Annotated in this window: 1 protein-coding gene; it reads right to left on the bottom strand. The window is 52.0% G+C overall.

Annotation, left to right across the window (positions count from 1 at the left end):
• A partial coding sequence (locus tag B036_RS31310) for a malectin domain-containing carbohydrate-binding protein (protein ID WP_044103896.1) occupies positions 1-1,578 on the bottom strand: 1,578 nt, incomplete at both ends.

Below are 1,578 nucleotides of genomic sequence, written 5' to 3'. Positions count from 1 at the left end.
CTGCTCCCTGGGTCATGCAGGCTAATAGATCAACATCGGTTGGGCAGCTTACCGTCAAAGCCGGCGGTGCCGCAACCGTAAAGGTTTTCGTGCAATTAGCGGTTTGGTCACAATCGTCGGTCGCATTGTAAACGACCGTTACCGTACCGCCTACACATACATCTGGTGCGGTATAGCTGGCAGCGAAAGCACCAGATCCGGTACAACCATCTGAAGTGCTAAAGCCATTCAGGAAATCGGTAAAGGCCGTATTAATGGCGCCCTGGGTCATGCACGCGGCCATGTTTACATCATTCGGACAGCTGACCGTCAGCGCCGGGGGAGTAACCTCAAAGTCCCGCGATTTCATAATCTCTCTTCCACAGGGGCCGGTGTAGGTCCAATTCTCGATGTAGCTGCCTAAACAACCAGCGTTGGGGTCGAAAGTGACCGTTGAGTTAACAAATCCAGTAATCGCACATTCTTGCTGATCAGTAATATCCAGGATTTCAATGCCTTTAATGGCTGGATTTTCCATTACGTGAATAAACTCAAGATCCAGTACCGCGTCACCAGCGGTGTACACATCTGCTAGCATCATGCCTCCTTTGAAGCCCGCAAGAGCAAAAGCGTCCACGTTGTTAAAATTAGCGGGTGTTGTGCCTTCCAGGGTGATGTCAACGACGCGTGCGCCGTTGCTAGCAGCACCACTGAATATTTCAGCAAAGTAGAGGCGTACTTCGTAGCGGTTACCAATAATTACGGGGAATTCCCATTTCATCTCATCACCAGTATTGGGATCCCAGCGTTCCGCTGTGAAAATACTGGCCGGCGTACCCGCTGGCAGAGAAGGATGGGTGGCAGTAATGCCACTACCACCAAACGTATTCTCACCTCCCGCTACTCGATAAGGAGAAGGTGATCCATTAGTGTCGTTGTCCCAGCCAGGAACGCCCGAGCCACCCGCATTTACCCGGTACGCTACCGTGCCCATATTAAAGCCGCCATTCGTAAAGTAGCAGGGAGTTGGTAAAGGAGCGTCGTCGTTGCAGGCCAGTGTTTCATCGCCAGGATTTTCCGTAAATACAGGGGGAGCTGCCGGAGCGGTAGTAAAGACTTGCTCACAGCTACCCTCTAACATACATTCTCCTTCGACACCATAGGTCCTGGTAATCGTATAACCTTCGCAAAGATTACCGTTTAATTCGTCTGAACTGCTTAGCGTAATCCCTGCGTTGGGGTTGCAATTCCCCATAATATCGCCACCGGCGGCCACAAAGGCTGCAGCCGTGGTAAATGGAGCCGGCGGGTTTTCTCCACAAGCAAGACTATTATCATCGATTGGGCAGCTTACTGTCAAAGGCTGGGGTATTGCGACCTGAAAGATCTTCGTACAAGTAGCCGTTTGGTTACAAGCATCGGTGGCGTTGTAGACAACGGTCACCGTACCACCCACACATACATCCGGTGCAGTATAGGTATCCGCGAAAGAGCCAGATCCGGTACAGCCTCCTGAGGTGCTGAAGCCCGCCAGGAAGTCGGCGAAGGCGGTATTGACTGCGCCCTGGGTCATGCAGGCTGATAGATCAACATCGGTTG

The sequence above is a fragment of the Neolewinella persica DSM 23188 genome, assembly GCF_000373105.1.
Taxonomy (GTDB): Bacteria; Bacteroidota; Bacteroidia; order Chitinophagales; family Saprospiraceae; genus Neolewinella; species Neolewinella persica.
Note: the sequence above shows the minus strand (reverse complement) of the source record. Positions and strands in the feature narration are given on the sequence as shown.